Annotated in this window: 20 protein-coding genes and 2 pseudogenes; 2 read left to right on the top strand and 20 right to left on the bottom strand. The window is 71.2% G+C overall.

Translation table 11 applies throughout. The features are described from left to right. Nucleotides 1-4 precede the first annotated feature (4 nt). From rplX to rpsJ, 13 genes and pseudogenes are all read right to left on the bottom strand, one after another. Nucleotides 5-349 (bottom strand): 50S ribosomal protein L24, encoded by a 345-nt coding sequence (gene rplX / locus EPD83_RS04795; protein WP_128365648.1) that lies wholly within the window; start codon nucleotides 347-349, stop codon nucleotides 5-7. Between the two features lie 2 nt (nucleotides 350-351). Next, entirely contained in the window at nucleotides 352-720 is a 369-nt protein-coding gene (gene rplN / locus EPD83_RS04790) for a 50S ribosomal protein L14 (protein WP_128365649.1), read from the bottom strand. A gap of 101 nt (nucleotides 721-821) precedes the next feature. Beyond that, nucleotides 822-1,085 carry a 30S ribosomal protein S17 gene (gene rpsQ, locus EPD83_RS04785; protein WP_128365661.1) on the bottom strand — a complete coding sequence of 88 codons (264 nt, stop codon included), beginning with the start codon at nucleotides 1,083-1,085 and terminating at the stop codon, nucleotides 822-824. Between the two features lie 44 nt (nucleotides 1,086-1,129). Continuing rightward, nucleotides 1,130-1,342 (bottom strand): annotated as a pseudogene (gene rpmC / locus EPD83_RS04780) (50S ribosomal protein L29); the annotation flags it as partial. After that, nucleotides 1,342-1,761 carry a 50S ribosomal protein L16 gene (gene rplP / locus EPD83_RS04775; RefSeq protein ID WP_128365651.1) on the bottom strand — a complete coding sequence of 140 codons (420 nt, stop codon included), beginning with the start codon at nucleotides 1,759-1,761 and terminating at the stop codon, nucleotides 1,342-1,344. The pseudogene rpmC and the gene rplP, both read right to left, overlap by 1 nt. A 2-nt stretch (nucleotides 1,762-1,763) precedes the next feature. After that, nucleotides 1,764-2,558, bottom strand: coding sequence for a 30S ribosomal protein S3 (gene rpsC / locus EPD83_RS04770; RefSeq protein ID WP_128365652.1), 795 nt, complete (start codon nucleotides 2,556-2,558; stop codon nucleotides 1,764-1,766). Further along, nucleotides 2,558-2,953, bottom strand: a complete 396-nt coding sequence (gene rplV / locus EPD83_RS04765; protein WP_128365653.1) for a 50S ribosomal protein L22 — start codon at nucleotides 2,951-2,953, stop codon at nucleotides 2,558-2,560. Before rplV ends, rpsC begins: the two co-directional genes overlap by 1 nt. Continuing rightward, on the bottom strand, nucleotides 2,953-3,234 hold the full coding sequence (gene rpsS, locus EPD83_RS04760; RefSeq protein WP_128365654.1) for a 30S ribosomal protein S19: 282 nt from the start codon (nucleotides 3,232-3,234) through the stop codon (nucleotides 2,953-2,955). The genes rplV and rpsS overlap by 1 nt, the downstream gene beginning before the upstream one ends. Nucleotides 3,235-3,246: 12 nt before the next feature. Continuing rightward, entirely contained in the window at nucleotides 3,247-4,083 is an 837-nt protein-coding gene (gene rplB / locus EPD83_RS04755) for a 50S ribosomal protein L2 (RefSeq protein ID WP_128365655.1), read from the bottom strand. Nucleotides 4,084-4,107: 24 nt separating this feature from the next. After that, nucleotides 4,108-4,404, bottom strand: a complete 297-nt coding sequence (gene rplW, locus EPD83_RS04750; RefSeq protein WP_128365656.1) for a 50S ribosomal protein L23 — start codon at nucleotides 4,402-4,404, stop codon at nucleotides 4,108-4,110. Then, nucleotides 4,401-5,030 (bottom strand): 50S ribosomal protein L4, encoded by a 630-nt coding sequence (gene rplD / locus EPD83_RS04745; RefSeq protein WP_128365657.1) that lies wholly within the window; start codon nucleotides 5,028-5,030, stop codon nucleotides 4,401-4,403. The genes rplW and rplD overlap by 4 nt, the downstream gene beginning before the upstream one ends. 5 nt (nucleotides 5,031-5,035) lie before the next feature. After that, entirely contained in the window at nucleotides 5,036-5,692 is a 657-nt protein-coding gene (gene rplC / locus EPD83_RS04740) for a 50S ribosomal protein L3 (protein ID WP_205859417.1), read from the bottom strand. A gap of 8 nt (nucleotides 5,693-5,700) precedes the next feature. Beyond that, entirely contained in the window at nucleotides 5,701-6,009 is a 309-nt protein-coding gene (gene rpsJ / locus EPD83_RS04735; RefSeq protein ID WP_006946210.1) for a 30S ribosomal protein S10, read from the bottom strand. Nucleotides 6,010-6,445: 436 nt separating this feature from the next. Here rpsJ and EPD83_RS04730 point away from each other — a divergent pair, with 436 nt between their 5' ends. Then, on the top strand, nucleotides 6,446-6,994 hold the full coding sequence (locus EPD83_RS04730; RefSeq protein WP_128365658.1) for an ArsR/SmtB family transcription factor: 549 nt from the start codon (nucleotides 6,446-6,448) through the stop codon (nucleotides 6,992-6,994). Further along, a complete protein-coding gene (locus EPD83_RS04725) occupies nucleotides 6,991-8,235 on the top strand; it encodes an MFS transporter (protein ID WP_128365659.1) in 1,245 nt (414 codons plus the stop codon). Before EPD83_RS04730 ends, EPD83_RS04725 begins: the two co-directional genes overlap by 4 nt. A 100-nt stretch (nucleotides 8,236-8,335) precedes the next feature. On the opposite strand, the gene EPD83_RS21030 is transcribed toward EPD83_RS04725, so the two are convergent. The 7 genes and pseudogenes from EPD83_RS21030 to rpsL form a co-directional block, all read right to left on the bottom strand. Next, a complete protein-coding gene (locus tag EPD83_RS21030) occupies nucleotides 8,336-8,875 on the bottom strand; it encodes a DUF1963 domain-containing protein (RefSeq protein ID WP_407676012.1) in 540 nt (179 codons plus the stop codon). Between the two features lie 29 nt (nucleotides 8,876-8,904). Further along, nucleotides 8,905-9,081 (bottom strand): annotated as a pseudogene (locus EPD83_RS21025) (DUF1963 domain-containing protein); the annotation flags it as partial. A gap of 147 nt (nucleotides 9,082-9,228) precedes the next feature. Next, nucleotides 9,229-10,818: a serine/threonine-protein kinase gene (locus tag EPD83_RS04710; RefSeq protein ID WP_205859416.1), complete on the bottom strand. Its 1,590-nt coding sequence runs from the start codon at nucleotides 10,816-10,818 to the stop codon at nucleotides 9,229-9,231. Nucleotides 10,819-11,011: 193 nt separating this feature from the next. Beyond that, nucleotides 11,012-12,208 carry an elongation factor Tu gene (tuf, locus tag EPD83_RS04705; RefSeq protein WP_128365671.1) on the bottom strand — a complete coding sequence of 399 codons (1,197 nt, stop codon included), beginning with the start codon at nucleotides 12,206-12,208 and terminating at the stop codon, nucleotides 11,012-11,014. A 117-nt stretch (nucleotides 12,209-12,325) separates the two neighbouring features. After that, nucleotides 12,326-14,440 carry an elongation factor G gene (fusA, locus tag EPD83_RS04700; RefSeq protein ID WP_128365670.1) on the bottom strand — a complete coding sequence of 705 codons (2,115 nt, stop codon included), beginning with the start codon at nucleotides 14,438-14,440 and terminating at the stop codon, nucleotides 12,326-12,328. A gap of 108 nt (nucleotides 14,441-14,548) precedes the next feature. Next, on the bottom strand, nucleotides 14,549-15,019 hold the full coding sequence (gene rpsG / locus EPD83_RS04695) for a 30S ribosomal protein S7 (RefSeq protein WP_128365669.1): 471 nt from the start codon (nucleotides 15,017-15,019) through the stop codon (nucleotides 14,549-14,551). Continuing rightward, nucleotides 15,019-15,393: a 30S ribosomal protein S12 gene (rpsL, locus tag EPD83_RS04690; protein WP_128365668.1), complete on the bottom strand. Its 375-nt coding sequence runs from the start codon at nucleotides 15,391-15,393 to the stop codon at nucleotides 15,019-15,021. Before rpsL ends, rpsG begins: the two co-directional genes overlap by 1 nt. Nucleotides 15,394-15,444 lie beyond the last annotated feature (51 nt).

Genomic DNA, 15,444 nt, shown 5'->3' with positions numbered 1-15,444 from the left:
TCTCTCACAGGTCCTTGCCCGAGCGCACGCCGACGCGGACGCGGCTCGCCTTCTGGCGGCCGTCGCGCTCGACGGTCTCGACGCGGGTCTTGACGCGGGTGGGCTTCTTGTCCGACGGGTCGACGACGGCCACGTTGCTCACGTGGACCGGCGCCTCCTGGACGACGAGGCCACCGGTGCGGCTGCCGCGGCTGGACTCGCCGGCCTTGGTGTGCCGGGTCACCCGGTTGACGCCCTCGACGGTGACGCGTCCGCGCTCCCGGTCGACGGCGATGACCTTGCCGGTGCTGCCCTTGTCCTTGCCGGCGAGCACCTGGACGGTGTCGCCCTTCTTGATCTTCGTGGCCATGGTCAGAGCACCTCCGGCGCCAGGCTGATGATCTTCATGAAGCGCTTCTCGCGCAGCTCGCGGCCGACGGGGCCGAAGATGCGCGTGCCGCGCGGGTCGCCATCGCCTCGGAGGATCACCGCGGCGTTCTCGTCGAAGCGGATGTAGGACCCGTCGGCGCGACGGCGCTCCTTCTTGGTCCGCACGACGACCGCCTTGACGACGTCGCCCTTCTTGACGTTGCCGCCCGGGATCGCGTCCTTGACGGTGGCGACGATCGTGTCGCCGATACCGGCGTACCGACGACCGGAGCCACCGAGAACACGGATGCAGAGGATCTCCTTCGCACCGGTGTTGTCGGCGACTCGCAGTCGCGACTCCTGCTGGATCACTGTTATCTCCTAGATGTCGTGCTGGTTCTCCGCCCGCGGGGGCGGAGCCTGGCCGAACGGGGGCCTTGGGGTTGCGGGGGCGCACGCGCCCCCGCAGGGCATTACTTGGCCTTCTCGAGGACCTCGACGACGCGCCAGCGCTTGGTGGCGGACAGCGGTCGGGTCTCCATGATGAGGACGCGGTCGCCGACGCCGGCGCTGTTGCCCTCGTCGTGCGCCTTCACCTTGCTCGAGCGGCGCAGCACCTTGCCGTAGAGGGCGTGCTTGACGCGGTCCTCGACCTCGACGACGACGGTCTTGTCCATCTTGTCGCTCACCACGTAGCCCTGACGGGTCTTGCGGTAGCTGCGGTCGGTGCCGGTCATCTCGTCCTTCGTCGTCTCGCTCACTTCGCTCCACCCTTCACGCCGATGCCGAGCTCGCGCTCCCGCATCTCGGTGTAGATGCGGGCGATGTCCTTCCGGACGGCGCGCAGCCGGCCGTGGTTGTCCAGCTGGCCGGTGGCCGACTGGAACCGGAGGTTGAACAGCTCCTCCTTGGCCTTGCGCAGCTCGTCGACCAACCGGTCGTCCTCGAAGCCGCGCAGCTCCTTCGGGCTCAGGTCCTTGGAACCGACTGCCATCAGTACTCACCACCCTCACGCTGGACGAAGCGGCACTTCATCGGCAGCTTGTGCATGGCGAGGCGCATGGCCTCGCGCGCGACGTCCTCCGGGACACCGGAGAGCTCGAACATGATCCGGCCGGGCTTGACGTTGGCCACCCACCACTCGGGCGAGCCCTTGCCGGAGCCCATGCGGGTCTCGGCCGGCTTCTTGGTCAGCGGACGGTCCGGGTAGATGTTGATCCAGACCTTTCCGCCACGCTTGATGTACCGCGTCATGGCGATACGGGCGGACTCGATCTGCCGGTTCGTGACGTAGGCCGGCGAGAGCGCCTGGATCCCGTAGTCACCGAACGCGAGGGTCGTGCCGCCCTTGGCCATCCCGGAGCGTCCGGGGTGGTGCTGCTTGCGGTGCTTCACCCGTCGGGGAATCAGCATGGTCAGGACTCCTCGGTCTTCGCGGCCGGGGCCTGCTCGGTCTGGCCCTCCGCGGCGGCGGGGGCGTTCCGGCGGGCCCGGGCGGGGCGGTCGGCGCCGTCACGACGCGGTCCACGACCCTGGCGCGGCGCGGTGGCCTGCTGGGCCGCGAGCTCGCGCGCGGTCATGTCGCCCTTGTAGATCCACACCTTGACGCCGATGCGCCCGAAGGTGGTCTTGGCCTCGTACAGGCCGTAGTCGATCTGCGCGCGGAGCGTGTGCAGCGGCACCCGGCCCTCGCGGTAGAACTCGGTGCGGCTCATCTCGGCGCCGCCGAGACGGCCGGAGACCTGGACCCGGATGCCCTTGGCGCCGGCGCGGGTGGCGGACTGCATGCCCTTGCGCATGGCGCGGCGGAAGGAGACACGGGCCGACAGCTGCTCGGCGATGCCCTGCGCGACGAGCTGGGCCTCCTGCTCGGGGTTCTTGACCTCGAGGATGTTCAGCTGGACCTGCTTGCCGGTGAGCTTCTCGAGCTCGCCGCGCAGGCGGTCGGCCTCGGCGCCGCGGCGGCCGATGACGATGCCCGGACGCGCGGTGTGGATGTCGACGCGGACCCGGTCCCGGGTGCGCTCGATGTCGACGCGGGCGATGCCGGCGCGGTCCATGCCCGTGGACATGAGCTTGCGGATCGCCACGTCCTCCTTGACGTAGTCGCGGTAGCGCTGACCCTCCTTGGTGGAGTCGGCGAACCAGCGGCTCTTGTGGTCCGTGGTGATCCCGAGACGGAAGCCGTGCGGGTTGACCTTCTGGCCCATCAGCGAGTGCCTCCGTTCTGGGTCGTGGGCTTGGGGGCGACGACCACGGTGATGTGGCTCGTGCGCTTGTTGATCCGGCTGGCGCGGCCCTGCGCCCGGGGGCGGAACCGCTTCATCGTGGGACCCTCGTCGACGAAGGCCTTGGCGACGACGAGCTCGCGCTCGTCGAACCGCTCGGCCGTGGCGTCGGCGCGGACGCGGGCGTTGGCGATCGCGGACTCGAGGACCTTGCGGACCTGCTCGCTCGCGCCCTGGGGGGCGAAGCGCAGGACCGACACGGCCTCGGCGGCGTTCTTGCCGCGGATGAGGTCGACGACCCGGCGCGCCTTCATCGGCGTGATCCGCACGTGGCGGGCGACCGCCCGCGACTCGACGGTGGTGGTCTCGGTGGCCATCAGCGACGACGCCCCTTCTTGTCGTCCTTGACGTGACCCTTGAAGGTCCGCGTCGGTGCGAACTCGCCGAGCTTGTGGCCGACCATCGCCTCGGTGACGAACACCGGGACGTGCTTGCGGCCGTCGTGGACGGCGAGGGTGTGGCCGAGCATGTCGGGGGAGACCACCGACCGGCGCGACCAGGTCTTGATGACGTTCTTCGTGCCCGCTTCGTTCTGGGCGTCCACCTTCTTCTGGAGGTGGTCGTCGATGAAGGGGCCCTTCTTCAGGCTACGAGGCATGGGTCAGGCTCCTCAGCGCTTCTTGCCGGTACGGCGGCGACGGACGATGAGCTTGTCGCTGGGCTTGCCAGGACGACGGGTGCGGCCCTCGGGCTGGCCCCACGGCGACACCGGGTGGCGTCCACCGGAGGTGCGGCCCTCACCACCACCGTGCGGGTGGTCGACGGGGTTCATGACGACACCGCGGACGGTCGGGCGCTTGCCCTTCCACCGCATGCGGCCGGCCTTGCCCCAGTTGATGTTGGACTGCTCGGCGTTGCCGACCTCGCCGACGGTGGCGCGGCAGCGCGCGTCGACGTTGCGGATTTCGCCCGAGGGCATCCGCAGCTGGGCGTACGGGCCGTCCTTGGCGACGAGCTGCACGCGCACCCCGGCCGAGCGGGCGATCTTCGCGCCGCCACCGGGCTTGAGCTCGACCGCGTGGACGACCGTACCCGTGGGGATGTTGCGCAGCGGGAGGCTGTTGCCGGGCTTGATGTCGGCGCCGGGGCCGTTCTCGATCGCCATGCCCTGCTCGAGCCCGCGCGGCGCGAGGATGTAGCGCTTCTCGCCGTCAGCGTAGTGCAGGAGCGCGATCCGCGCGGTGCGGTTCGGGTCGTACTCGATGTGCGCGACCTTCGCGGGGATGCCGTCCTTGTCGTGGCGACGGAAGTCGACCACGCGGTAGGCGCGCTTGTGGCCCCCACCGATGTGGCGGGTCGTGATGCGACCGCTGCTGTTGCGACCGCCGCTCTTGGACAGCGGGCGGACGAGGGACTTCTCGGGGGTCGTGCGGGTGACCTCGACGAAGTCGGCCACGCTCGACCCGCGACGCCCGGGCGTCGTCGGCTTGTACTTACGGATTGCCATGTCTGTTCAGTCCTTTGTCGCTTCTCAGACCGCGCTGCCGAAGATGTCGATCGAGCCCTCGCGGAGGGTGACGATGGCGCGCTTGGTGTCCTTGCGCTTGCCGGCCCCGAAGCGGGTGCGGCGGGACTTGCCCTGCCGGTTCATCGTGTGGACCGAGTCGACCTTGACGCCGAAGACCTGCTCGACGGCGATCTTGATCTCCGTCTTGTTCGAGCGCGGGTCGACGAGGAAGGTGTACTTGCCCTCGTCGAGCAGCCCGTAGGACTTCTCCGACACGACCGGCGCGATGAGGATGTCGCGGGGGTTCTTGGTCTGGCTCACTTCTGGTCCTCCCCGTTGCCGCTGCCGGCGACCGTCTGGCCCGTGAACGCCTCGTAGGCGGCCTGGGTGAAGACGACGTCGTCGGCGCACAGCACGTCGTAGGTGTTGAGCTGGTCGACCGCGAGCACGTGGACCTCGGCGAGGTTGCGCACGGACTTCAGCGACACGACGTCGGCCCGGTCGAGGACGACGAGCACGTTCGGCCGCTCGGTGAGGCCGGCGAACAGCTCGCGCGCGGCCTTGGTCGAGGGGGCGTCACCCGAGGCGATGGCCTCGACGACGTGGATGCGGCCGTGACGGGCCCGGTCCGAGAGGGCGCCGCGGAGGGCGGCGGCCTTCATCTTCTTCGGGGTCCGCTGGGCGTAGTCGCGCGGCTGCGGGCCGTGGACGGTGCCACCGCCGGCGAACTGCGGCGCGCGGGTCGAGCCCTGGCGGGCGCGGCCGGTGCCCTTCTGCCGGTACGGCTTGCGACCGCCACCGCGGACCTCACCACGCGTCTTCGTCGCGTGCGTGCCTTGGCGGGCGGCCGCGAGCTGGGCGACGACGACCTGGTGGATCAGCGGGACGTTGGTCTGGACGTCGAAGATCTCCGAGGGGAGGGTGACGTCGAGGGTCTTGGTAGCCATGTGGGTCAGGCCCCCTTCGCGGCCGAGCGGACGAGGACGACCGCACCGCGGGGACCGGGGACGGCGCCCTTGACGAGCAGCAGGCCCTTGTCGGCGTCGACGGCGTGGATCGTGAGGTTCTGCGTCGTGTGCCGCACCCCGCCCATCCGGCCGGCCATGCGCATGCCCTTGAAGACGCGACCGGGGGTGGCGCACCCGCCGATCGAGCCGGGCTTGCGGTGGTTGCGGTGGGCACCGTGCGAGGCCGACACGCCGTGGAAGCCGTGGCGCTTCATGACGCCGGCGAACCCCTTGCCCTTCGTCGTCGCGCTGACGTCGACGGACGAGCCGGGCTCGAAGGTGTCGGCACCGAGCTCCTGGCCGAGGGTGTACTCGGCGGCGTCCGCGGTGCGGATCTCGATGAGGTAGCGGCGCGGCGTGACGCCGGCCTTGTCGAAGTGACCGGCCAGCGGCTTGGTGACCTTGCGCGGGTCGATGGCGCCGAAGCCGAGCTGCACGGCGGCGTAGCCGTCGGTGTCGGCGGCGCGGACCTGGGTCACGACGTTCGGGCCGGCCTGGATCACGGTGACGGGCACGAGGCGGTTGTCCTCGTCCCACACCTGGGTCATGCCGAGCTTGGTGCCCAGCAGACCCTTCTGGGTCTTCGTGGCAGTGGTGGTCATCGCGAGCCTCAGAGCTTGATCTCGATGTTGACGTCGGCCGGGAGGTCGAGGCGCATCAGCGAGTCGACGGCCTTGGGCGTCGGGTCGACGATGTCGATGAGGCGCTTGTGCGTGCGCATCTCGAAGTGCTCGCGGCTGTCCTTGTACTTGTGCGGCGACCGGATGACGCAGAACACGTTCTTCTCGGTCGGCAGCGGCACCGGGCCGACAACGGTCGCGCCGGCCCGGGTCACGGTGTCGACGATCTTGCGCGCCGAGCTGTCGATGACCTCGTGGTCGTACGACTTCAACCGGATGCGGATCTTCTGTCCCGCCATCTGATGTTCCGTCTCTCTCTCGCCGTCCAACTGGTCTGTGTGCCGGTCCCTCGCGCCTCCGACCCCCGAGGTCGGGCGTGTCGCCCTCGCTCCGCTCACGAGCGGCGTGCGGGAACCCGCACCACGTCCGTGGGATCGTCTGCCCGGTGGGACCGGGGCCTGGCTCTTCGCCCGAGCCGCCCCGCCCGAGGGCGGTTCGTCTTCTCGAGGCGGTGGGCGTGGAGGACCCAGCAGGGTCACTCACGCGCGCCAAGCAACCTGGTCAGTGTGCCAGAGCGCGGCGGGGGTGTCCAAATCGGCCGATACATCAGGCCGCGCCCCTCCCCCGGCAGCCCCGCCACCGTGGCGCGTCGGTCACCCCCCAACATGTGCTTGACGGTCGCCGTCGGCCGTGGCAGGCTGCCGGCGACAGTCCAACACTTCTTTGGAGGTAGACGTGGCCCCCGACGACCGCGACCGGCTCCGGGCCCTGGCCCATCCCCTCCGGCTGCGCATCCTCTCGCTGCTGACCGGCGCCGACCTCACCGCGGCCGACGTCGCCCGCGAGCTCGGCACGACGCACGCCAACGCCTCCTACCACCTGCGCTTCCTCGAGAACGCGGGCGAGGTCGTCGTCAGCGGCGAGGAGACGATCCGCGGCGGCCGCGCCAAGCGCTACCGCCACCACTGGCGTGGCGTGGAGGGGTCGGCCGGGTCCGCCCGGGCGCCCGGGGCGACGCCGGGCGAGCGTCGCGAGGCCGCGGACCTGTTCGTGCGAGCGGCGGCGGGCGAGGTCCAGCGCCGCTACGCCGAGCGGGTCCCCGACAGCGGCGGCCTCGTCACCGACGCCGAGCTGTGGGTCGACGACGACACCTGGGCCCGGGCCCGGGCGCTGCTCGAGGAGGCCTCCGCCCTCGTCCACGACCGGGCCCTGCCGCCGCGGACCGAGGGCGCCCGGCGCGTCGGGGTCTCGCTCTTCGCCTTCGAGATGGGCGAACGGGCGTGACGTCGTCCCCGTCGCTCGCCCCGCTCCGGTACGCCGCCTTCCGCTGGTACCTCGGGTCGCGGACCGTCGGCCTGCTCGGGTCCACGGCCGCCACGGTCGCGCTGGCCTTCGCGGTGCTCGACCTCGGGGGCTCGGCGACGGCGCTCGGCCAGGTGCTCGCGGCCCGCACCCTGCCGATGGTCCTCCTCCTCCTCTTCGGCGGGGTCCTCGCCGACCGGCTGCCCCGGGCGCTCGTCCTCCAGGCCTCGAACGTCGCGAGCGCCCTGCTGCAGGGGGTGACGGCGGTGCTCCTGCTCACCGGGCACGCGCCCCTCTGGGGGGTCGTCGTCCTCCAGGCCCTGCTCGGTGCGGCCAACGGCGTCGGCTTCCCGGCCATGGCCGCGATGGTCCCCGCTCTCGTCCCGGCCGCCGAGCTGCAGCGGGCCAACGCCCTGGTGAGCATGTCGCGCGGCCTCACGGCCATCGCCGGCCCGAGCCTCGGCACACTGCTCGTCGTCACCGCCGGCTCCGGCTGGGCGGTCCTCGCGGACGCCGCCACCTGGGGCGTGGCCGCGCTGCTGCTCGTCCCCGTGCGCCGGCTCGCCGACGTCACGGCGCGACCGGCCGCCCCGCGGGCCGGCGTCGTCACCGAGCTGCGCGAGGGGTGGGACCTGTTCCGCTCCACGACGTGGCTCTGGCTCGTCGTCGCCGCGTTCGGGGTCCTCAACGCCATCACCGGCGGCGCCTGGCTCACCCTGGGCCCCGCCCTCGCGGAGCGGACGATCGGCCGCCAGGAGTGGGGGTGGGTGATCTCCGCCGAGGCGGTCGGCGCCCTCGTGGCGACCGCGGTGCTGCTGCGGGTGCGGCTGCCGCGCCCGCTGCTCCTCGGGGTGGTCGCCGTGTCGCTGCTCGGCGTCCCCCTCGTCGTCCTCGGCGCGGCACCCCACGTGGTCCTGCTCGTCGCGGCCGCGGCCGTCGCCGGCGTCGGGCTGGAGGTCTTCGGGATGGGGTGGAACCTCGCCATGCAGGAGCACCTGCCCGAGCAGCATCTCTCCCGGGCCTACTCCTACGACGCACTGGGGTCGATGGTCGCGGTGCCGGTCGGCCAGCTGCTCTTCGGCCCCCTCGGGGACCGGTTCGGTCTCGCCCCCGTCGTCACGGCGGCCGGCGTCCTCTACCTCGCGGTCGCCCTCGGGCTGCTCGCCGCCCGGTCGGTGCGCACCCTCCCCCGGGTCGCGCAGCCGGAGCCGGCGACGGTCTGAGCCCGAGGCCACCCGGGCCGGCCGGGAGCGCGGGTCAGCAGCACTGGAGGACCAGGTGCGCGCGGTCGAATCGACGCGCGACCAGGTCCGCGCGCCTCATTCACACGAAGAGGAACCCGGAGTCGCCCCACATGAACCCGCGGTCGTCGTCGGAGGCGACCTGGAGGACCAGCCGCCACTCCGGCGCCTCGGCCTGTGCGGCGGCCAGCACCTCCTCGTCGTCGTAGGCGCTGCTGTCGCCGGTCGAATGCCCGGCGGAGCCCAGCGCGCACTCCACGGTCATCTCCCCCTGGACCTGGCTCGGCCGGCCGCCGACCCGGTGGGTGTCGAAGAACGCCCGGTCCATGCTCTCGACCCACCACTCCCGGTACGCATCGCGGTCCGACGCGCCGAGGGCGTCCTCCACGGCGGGCGTGAAGCCCTCGGGGAGGGTCCTCGCCGCCGTCGCGGTCAGCGGCAGCTCGGGCAGGACACCGTCGGGGTCCGGCGTGCGCAGCACCGCGGGGGGCTCGACGGGGGCCAGGTCGTCCTCCGGGGTGTCGTCGTGGAGGAGCAGCCATCCCACCCGGTCGGCCGGGTCGAAGCCCCAGGGCATCTCCTGGACGTCGTAGAACAGCAGCAGGCGACCGGTGGACGGCAGCTCGGGGAGGGCCTCCCCGCCGCGGCCACCTCGGCCAGGTCGACCTGGGCGACGAAGGACAGCGGCGGCCGGTCCTCGTCGCTCCCGCGATCGAGCTCCACCGTCGGGCGCTGCGGCCAGGACGTCCCCGTCGGCAGGTCCGGGAGGCCACCGATGCGGCTCCCCCCGACGCGGGAGGGACCCTCCGGCCGGGGGGCCAGGAGCACGGACGGCCGGGCCAGGCCGAGCACCGCGGTCAGCCCCTCGTCGGTGAGCCCGGCGTCGCGCAGCCCTGCCTCGGGGTCCGGGTCCTCCGCCACTCCACGAGCCCGGCACAGCCGGGGGCCTGGAGGAGGCCCTCGGTCGCCTGCGGGTCACCGCTGGGTGCTGCTGAGCACCTCGGAGCCGTCGATCTTCAGCAGGCCGTCGTCCCGCACGAGCCGGTAGGCGGTGCGCTCGACGTAGGTGCGGCCGTCGGCGTAGTCGTAGGTGATCGTCGCGGTGACCGAGGAGGGCGCCTGCGCTTCGACGTCGGCGACACCCACACGGTCGATGGCGCCCCAGAACCGGTCGTAGGTGTCCCGGTTCGCGGCCGTCGTGCGCTGGTAGCGCGGGGTGAGCCGCTGCCAGCCGGCGTCGAGGTCGCCCGGGAGCAGCCCGTAGTACCCCGCCACCGCCTGGGACAGCTCCGCCGCCGTCGGGGTGCCGGACGACGCGCTCGGGGGCGGGGTGGACGGCGCCGGTGTCGGCGTCGGTGACGGGCTCGACGTGGCCGACGGGCTCGGCGTGGCCGACGGACGCCGGGTGGCCGACGGGCTCGGCGTGGCCGACGGGCTCGCCGTGGTCGACGGCGTCGGGCTGGGCGTGGCCGAGGACGTCGACGACGGCGGCGACGCCGTGCTCGGGTCGTCCGACCGCTGCGTGAGCACGAGGGCGACCAGGCCGGCGACGACCGCCACGACGGCGAGCGCCGGCAGCACGCGCCGCCCACCGCCCCGTCCCCGGCCGGTGCCCGCTCCGGCCGGCGGTGCGGACGGCTCCGCCCAGAACGACGAGAGCGGGTCGTCGTCCGGTGCGCCCTCGGACCCGGCGGCGCCCTGCGGCAGCGCGGCGGTCGCCGCCGCGACGGCCGGGGTCGACGCCACCGGGCCGCCGCGCGAGGACAGCCGGGCCGCCACCTGCGCCATCGGCGGCCGGTCGGCGGGGTCGAGCGCGAGCATCGAGAGCAGCAGCGGGGTCAGGCTGCCGGACCGGACGGGCGGCTCGACCTCCCCCGAGGCCACCCGGTACAGCAGCGCCATCGGGTTCTCGTCCGTGCCGAACGGCGACCGGCCCTCGAGGACCGTGTACAGCGTCGAGCCGAGCGAGAACACGTCGGACGCCGGCGTCGACACCTCCCCGCGCGCCACCTCGGGTGCCAGGTAGGCCGGGGTGCCGCTGACCAGCCCGGTGCTCGTCAGCGAGACGTCGTCGAGGGCGTGGGCGATGCCGAAGTCGCTGATCTTGGCCGTCCCGTCCGGTCCGACGAGGACGTTCCCGGGCTTGACGTCCCGGTGGACGATGCCCTCCTCGTGGGCCGCGGCGAGCGCCGACGCCACCTCCCCGCCGATGGCGGCGACGGCCTCGAGGCCGAGCGGCTGCTCCCTCGCGCTCAGCTCGGCGAGGCTCACCGACGGGAAGTGCTGCATCACCAGGCAGGGCCGGCCCTCGTGCTCGACGACGTCGTAGACGGTGACGGCGTGCGGGTGGTGCAGCCGGGCGGTGATCCGCGCCTCGCGCATCGCGCGCCGGGCGCCGAGCGCGGCCTCCTCCTCGTCGGCCGTCCGGTCCGGGTGCAGCCGCTTGACGGCGACGTCCCGGTCCAGCCGCTCGTCATGGGCGAGCCAGACCGTGCCCATCCCCCCGGTGCCGATGCGGCGCACGAGGCGGTAGCGACCGGCGACGAGGGCGTCGGGCTCCGTCACGGGTCTCCTCACCGGGCTCGGGTCGGTCGGGCCACGGGCACGTCGCAGCACGCCGTGCGCCGGCCTGCCCCCGTCCCTACCCCGGTCCGGTCGACCGTAACCGTGCGCGGCCGCCGGGCACGCGAAGGGCCCCGCCCCACCGAGCGGTGGAACGGGGCCCTTGGAGACGCTGCCGGTCAGGACCGGCGAGGGGTCACTTGTTGATCTTGGTGACCCGGCCGGCGCCGACGGTGCGGCCGCCCTCGCGGATGGCGAAGCGCAGGCCCTCCTCCATGGCGATCGGCTGGATGAGCTCGACCGACATCTCGGTGTTGTCACCCGGCATGACCATCTCGGTGCCCTCGGGCAGGTGCACGACGCCCGTCACGTCCGTGGTCCGGAAGTAGAACTGGGGACGGTAGTTGTCGTAGAACGGCGTGTGCCGGCCACCCTCGTCCTTGGACAGGATGTAGACGTTGGCCTCGAAGTCGGTGTGCGGGGTGATCGACCCCGGCTTGACGACGACCTGGCCACGCTCGACGTCCTCGCGCTTCACACCGCGCAGGAGCAGACCGACGTTCTCGCCCGCACGGCCCTCGTCGAGGAGCTTGCGGAACATCTCGATGCCGGTGGCCGTGGTCTTGGTGGCCGGGCCGGTGTGGATGCCGACGATCTCGACCTCCTCGTTGACCTTGAGGATGCCGCGCTCGACACGGCCGGTGACGACGGTGCCACGACCGGTGATCGTGAAGACGTCCTCGACGGGCATGAGGAACGGCTTGTCCGTCTCGCGCTCCGGCTCCGGGATGTAGGTGTCCACGGCGTCCATGAGCTCGAGGACCGACTGGCCCCACTCGGCGTCGCCCTCGAGCGCCTTGAGCGCCGAGACCTTGACGACCGGCAGGTCGTCGCCCGGGAACTCGTAGGAGGTCAGCAGCTCGCGGACCTCCATCTCGACGAGCTCGAGGATCTCCTCGTCGTCGACCATGTCGGCCTTGTTGAGGGCCACGACGATGTAGGGGACGCCGACCTGGCGGGCCAGGAGGACGTGCTCCTTCGTCTGCGGCATCGGACCGTCGGTCGCCGCGACCACGAGGATCGCGCCGTCCATCTGCGCCGCACCCGTGATCATGTTCTTCACGTAGTCGGCGTGACCCGGGCAGTCGACGTGCGCGTAGTGGCGCTGCTCGGTCTGGTACTCGATGTGCGCGATCGAGATCGTGATGCCGCGCTGCTTCTCCTCGGGCGCCTTGTCGATCTGGTCGAACGGCGACGCCTCGTTGAGGTCCGGGTACTTGTCGTGCAGGACCTTGGAGATCGCGGCCGTCAGCGTCGTCTTGCCATGGTCGATGTGACCGATGGTTCCGATGTTGACGTGCGGCTTGGACCGCTCGAACTTTGCCTTCGCCACTTGCTTGTCCTCCTCAGGACTTCTCTTCAGGGAACGCCGTTACGACCAGCAGGACGTGGCGTCGTCTATGGGGGTGGTGCTGTGCTTCTCAGCCGGGACCGGCGACCACTCTAGCGGTCACTCGCCCCTGACCTTCTTGATGATCTCCTCGGCCACCGACTTGGGGACCTCGGCGTAGGAGTCGAACTCCATCGAGTAGTTCGCCCGACCCTGGGTCTTGGACCGCAGGTCGCCGACGTACCCGAACATCTCCGACAGCGGGACGACACCGCGGACGATCTTCGCGCCGCTGATGTCCTCCATCGCCTGGATCTGGCCGCGCCGGGCGTTGATGTCGCCGATGACGTCGCCCATGTAGTCCTCGGGCGTGCGCACCTCGACGGCCATCATCGGCTCGAGGAGGACCGGCTCGCACTTGCGGACGGCCTCCTTGAACGCCATCGACCCGGCGATCTTGAACGCCATCTCCGAGGAGTCGACGTCGTGCGCCGCACCGTCGAGGAGCGTCGCCTTGACCCCGACCATCGGGTAGCCGGCGAGGATGCCGTACTGCATGGCGTCCTGGATGCCGGCGTCGACCGACGGGATGTACTCGCGCGGGACGCGGCCACCGGTGACCTTGTTGTCGAACTCGTAGAGCTCGCCCTCGGCGGTGTCCAGCGGCGCCAGCGCGATCTGGACCTTCGCGAACTGGCCCGACCCACCCGTCTGCTTCTTGTGGGTGTAGTCGTAGCGGTCGATGCCGCGCTTGATGGTCTCGCGGTAGGCGACCTGCGGCTTGCCGACGTTGGCCTCGACCTTGAACTCGCGCTTCATCCGGTCCACGAGGATGTCGAGGTGGAGCTCGCCCATGCCGGCGATGATCGTCTGGCCGGTCTCGTCGTCGAGGGTGACCTGGAAGGTCGGGTCCTCCTCGGCGAGACGCTGGATGGCCGTCGACAGCTTCTCCTGGTCGCCCTTGGTCTTGGGCTCGATGGCCACCTGGATGACCGGCTCGGGGAAGGTCATCGACTCCAGCACGACCGGGTGGTCGATGTTGGAGAGGGTGTCACCCGTCGTCGTGGACTTCAGGCCGATGGCGGCGTAGATGTGGCCCGCCATGGCCTCCTCGACCGGGTTCTCCTTGTTGGCGTGCATCTGGAAGAGCTTCCCGATGCGCTCCTTCTTCATCTTCGTGCTGTTGATGACCTGGGTGCCCGAGCTGATGTGGCCCGAGTACACGCGGATGAAGGTGAGCGTGCCGAAGAACGGGTGCGCGGCGACCTTGAAGGCGAGCGCGGAGAACGGCTCGTCCTTGCTCGGCTTGCGGGTGATCTCCTCCTCCTCGTTGCCCGGGGCGTGCCCGTGCATCGCGGGGACGTCGACCGGCGCCGGCAGGTAGTCGACGACGGCGTCGAGCATCGGCTGCACGCCGCGGTTCTTGAACGCGGAGCCGCACAGCACCGGGTAGAGCTCGGAGGCGATCGTGAGCTTGCGGATGCCGGCCTTGATCTCCTCGGGCGTGAGCTCCTCGCCCTCGAGGTACTTCTCCATGAGCGCGTCGTCGGACTCGGCCACCCGCTCGATGAGGTGGTGGCGGTACTCCTCGACCTTCTCGACCATGTCGGCCGGGATGTCCTGGATCTCGTACTTCGCGCCGAGGGTCACGTCACCCTTGGCGTCGCCCTCCCAGACGAGCGCGCGCTTGTAGATGAGGTCGACGACCCCGACGAAGTCGTTCTCGGCGCCGATCGGCAGCTGGAGCACGAGCGGCTCCGCGCCGAGGCGGTCCTTGATGGTGTCGACGGTGAAGTAGAAGTCCGCGCCGAGCTTGTCCATCTTGTTGACGAAGCAGATGCGCGGCACGTTGTACTTGTCGGCCTGGCGCCACACCGTCTCGGACTGCGGCTCGACGCCCTCCTTGCCGTCGAACACGGCGACGGCACCGTCGAGGACGCGCAGCGAGCGCTCGACCTCGACCGTGAAGTCGACGTGCCCGGGGGTGTCGATGATGTTGATCTGGTGGCCCTCCCAGAAGGAGGTGACCGCCGCGGAGGTGATGGTGATCCCCCGCTCCTTCTCCTGCTCCATCCAGTCGGTGGTCGAGGCGCCGTCGTGCGTCTCGCCCATCTTCCGGTTGACGCCGGTGTAGAAGAGGATGCGCTCCGTCGCCGTCGTCTTGCCGGCGTCGATGTGCGCCATGATGCCGATGTTGCGGACCTTCGTGAGGTCGGTCAGGACGTCCTGTGCCACGTTCGGTGCTCTCGTCTCGTCGCTTCGGGTGCGGTGTCGGTGCGCGGTGGTGTCACCGGTGCCCCGGGGCCGGCCGCGGGGGTGGTGCGGCCGGCTCCCGGGTGGTGGTCACCAGCGGTAGTGGGCGAAGGCCTTGTTGGACTCGGCCATCTTGTGCGTGTCCTCGCGGCGCTTGACAGCGGCGCCGAGGCCGTTGGAGGCGTCGAGGATCTCGTTCATGAGCCGCTCGGTCATGGTCTTCTCGCGACGCTGGCGCGAGTAGCCGACGAGCCAGCGCAGCGACAGCGTCGTCGCGCGGTTCGGCTTGACCTCGATGGGGACCTGGTAGGTGGCACCACCGACGCGGCGGGGCTTGACCTCCAGGGTCGGCTTGATGTTGTCGAGCGCGCGCTTGAGCGTCTGCACCGGGTCGGTGCCGGTCTTGTCGCGGCAGCCCTCGAGCGCGCCGTAGACGATGCGCTCGGCGGTGGACTTCTTGCCGTCGAGGAGGACCTTGTTGACGAGCGCGGTCACGAGCGGGCTCGCGTAGACCGGGTCGACGACGAGCGGTCGCTTCGGGGCGGGACCCTTGCGCGGCATCAGCCCTTCACCTTCTTCGCGCCATAGCGGCTGCGTGCCTGCTTGCGGTCGCGCACACCCTGGGTGTCCAGGGCGCCGCGGATGATCTTGTAGCGGACGCCGGGGAGGTCCTTCACCCGGCCACCGCGCACGAGCACCATCGAGTGCTCCTGGAGGTTGTGGCCGACGCCGGGGATGTAGGCGGTGACCTCGATGCCGCTCGTGAGGCGCACGCGGGCGACCTTGCGGAGGGCGGAGTTCGGCTTCTTCGGGGTGGTCGTGTACACGCGCGTGCACACGCCGCGGCGCTGCGGGGAGCCCTTGAGGGCAGGAGTCTTGACCTTGGTGGTCTTGTCCTGCCGGCCCTTGCGCACCAGCTGGTTGATGGTAGGCAACCTGAGTCCTTCGTGTCGTCTGGTCAAGCCGGGGGCGTCGGTGCCCCGGCT

The organism is Phycicoccus flavus (assembly GCF_004025965.2).
Taxonomy (GTDB): domain Bacteria; phylum Actinomycetota; class Actinomycetes; order Actinomycetales; family Dermatophilaceae; genus Phycicoccus; species Phycicoccus flavus.
Note: the sequence above shows the minus strand (reverse complement) of the source record. Positions and strands in the feature narration are given on the sequence as shown.